3 protein-coding genes are annotated in these 2,692 nt (G+C 38.3%); all 3 read right to left on the reverse strand.

Annotated elements, in window-relative coordinates; translation table 11 throughout:
• Positions 1–41: 41 nt before the first annotated feature.
• The gene (locus GON22_RS26350; protein WP_237179352.1) at positions 42–764 is read right to left on the reverse strand and encodes a polymorphic toxin-type HINT domain-containing protein; all 723 of its coding nucleotides are present in this window, start codon (positions 762–764) and stop codon (positions 42–44) included.
• Positions 765–887: 123 nt separating this feature from the next.
• The gene (locus GON22_RS25415; protein ID WP_160398853.1) at positions 888–1,700 is read right to left on the reverse strand and encodes a hypothetical protein; all 813 of its coding nucleotides are present in this window, start codon (positions 1,698–1,700) and stop codon (positions 888–890) included.
• A 66-nt stretch (positions 1,701–1,766) separates the two neighbouring features.
• On the reverse strand, positions 1,767–2,692 hold a 926-nt coding region (locus GON22_RS26355), incomplete at its 5' end, for a polymorphic toxin-type HINT domain-containing protein (RefSeq protein WP_237179353.1).

The following is a 2,692-nucleotide window of genomic DNA, read 5'->3' on the forward strand; positions in this document are numbered from 1 at the left end:
CGGCTAAAATTCGCGATACCGCCTGTTCTTTAAATGCTTTATCAAATTGCTTCCGTTGCCCCATAGTAAATCCCTCCACTTTTATTATAGAGGTTTTCTATGTGTCTATCTATTCGGGGCAGGGTCACCCAAATCCCAATATCCGTCACATAATACGTATGGAAGTCAGCAACCGTAAAGTTGTAAACCGTAACTTTTTCATCAAGTTTTATAAACTCAACTTTGTCTATCGTTAGATTACTTCCATCAGCCTTTTGGAGTTTGTCGCCTGCTTCAAGTTCATCTGCGAAGACCCACCCTTTGCCCTCAACCCAAAACGGATGATTGTTCGTGGTCTCGATGATTTGCTCTCCAACATGCAACTTAATAATATCATCACGTTGGTTACGATATAAACCCGTTACTTCCTTGTAATCCACCTCTCCATCAGGGTTATTCTCATCCTTGGCGAGAACCCTATCTCCGACTTCAATGTCTTCGATATTCTTCTCCCCTTCATCTGTCTGAACCTTCGTACCTGCTGTGAAACAGTTACAGCCCGAAACCCCTGATGCTCCTTTACCTGACGCCGCTTTACCATTAAAACGATAAGTTCCAGTATACCCATTCCACCCTAAAGTTGGTGTGGATACCGAACCCTTCGGAACCCCAATCACATAATTTTTATAAAAATATTCTTTGTCAATAAATTGCCAGAATGTTTGATGCGTCTTTTCATTCACATAAATTGGCGCTAAAGTTTCATGACCCTCTTCACCTATCAATAGGAAATACCCTATGGCTACTGAGTCAGGTTAAGTTTTTTCGGAACACACCGCACTATTCATTCGGCACTGGGTAGGGTAAAAGAAAAACCTTGAAGATTGCGGTCCCCAAGGCTACGATCATTAGTTAAAAATTCCGTATTTTGTAATTTTGCATTCCTCTACGTTAGATTTTCTCCCTCTTAGAACCATAAATTCATTACTATATTCACTTTGTTGCCTTGCCCTCAGAAACATAAATGAAGTAGCTGAATCTACCCTCGCAACTTCTTGCCCATCTTTTATTGCTTGTATATATTTCTCATGTACGGATAGAAACACATTGTGCAAATAGATGACCTGATGTCCTAAACCATTCGGAATTTTTGATACAATTCTTGTATTTTTGGAGTAGTTCCAATATACAAGTTCATTATTCTTTGTATCTTCATAGATCAGACTGCTTGCATCACCTGTAAGTAACGAAAATCCCCTTGAATCTTTCAATATTTGATTGAAGGAACGATACCGTATTTCTACTTTTGATGGTTCGAGTATATCTAACGACAACAGCTTTGTATTAATCCTGTATATTTTTTTATTCCCACATAAAAAAACAAACTCCTGTTCATACCAATAATAAACATTAGATAGCCCGTATTCCTCCAAATCCCCTGTGAACTCTAACTTTCTTTGATGTTTTGTTATCAAATTCACATAAATAAACACTTGATTATCAGGACAATATAGCATGATTTCACTTCTATCAGGGTTTTTAAACACAGAATGAATTATTAAATTCTCAAAGATATCAATCGAATGCTGTAATTCAAAATCAAAATTGTATAAGTTAATTCCTGAATAATTATTATTCACAATAATTAGGTCCTGATGACATTCGAGAATGTAGATATCATTATTCTCAATAAGTAATTCATTTAAAGTTTTAATTTTCATTTCCACACCCCCGGATATTTATTGAAGGGTATGGCAAGCTTCTACCATACCCTGTGCAAAATTGTATTATTTAACCGCAATTGATTTACTCGGGTCACGTGTCCCGGGTATGAGTTTCCCTGTTATAGGGTCTGCTTCCCCTACGTGATTACCTCTCTTATCATATACCTCTAAATGAGAACCTTTTCCTGTATGAAAGGTATCTCTATGATAGTAATAATCGTCTTTTTTATAAACCTGAGCACCTTTTACAGGTGACAGTTTAGTTTTTGTGTAGCCTCCATTTCCTAGAATAGTTTCCTTATCAATTGGAACTCTATTATCAGCAATAAATGCAGGTGAACAAGCATCACCTTTCGTATTATGCACCCAAATCCCAATATCCGTTACATAATACGTATGAAAATCCGCAACCGTAAAGTTGTAAACAGTAACCGTTTCATCCAGTTTAACAAACTCTACTTTGTCAATCGTCAGGTCGTTACCGTCAGCCTTTTGGAGTTTGTCGCCCACCTGAAGTTCATCTGCGAAGACCCACCCTTTGCCCTCAACCCAAAACGGATGATTGTTCGTGGTCTCGATGATTTGCTCTCCAACATGCAACTTAATAATATCATCACGTTGGTTACGATATAAACCCGTTACTTCCTTGTAATCCAACTCTCCATCAGGGTTATTCTCATCCTTGGCGAGAACCCTATCTCCGACTTCAATGTCTTCGATATTCTTCTCCCCTTCGTCTGTCTGAACCTTCGTACCTGCTGTGAAACAGTTACAGCCCGAAACCCCTGATGCTCCTTTACCTGACGCCGCTTTACCATTAAAACGATAAGTTCCAGTATACCCATTCCACCCAAGAGTTGGTGTGGATACCGAACCCTTCGGAACCCCAATCACATAATTATCATAAAAATACTTTTTGTCAACAAATTGCCAGAATGTTTGATGCGTCTTATCATTCCAATAAATTGGTGCTAAAGTTTGATGATCTT

Origin of the sequence: Paenibacillus sp. MMS18-CY102, assembly GCF_009789195.1 — a bacterium.
Classification (GTDB): Bacteria; Bacillota; Bacilli; order Paenibacillales; family Paenibacillaceae; genus Paenibacillus_T.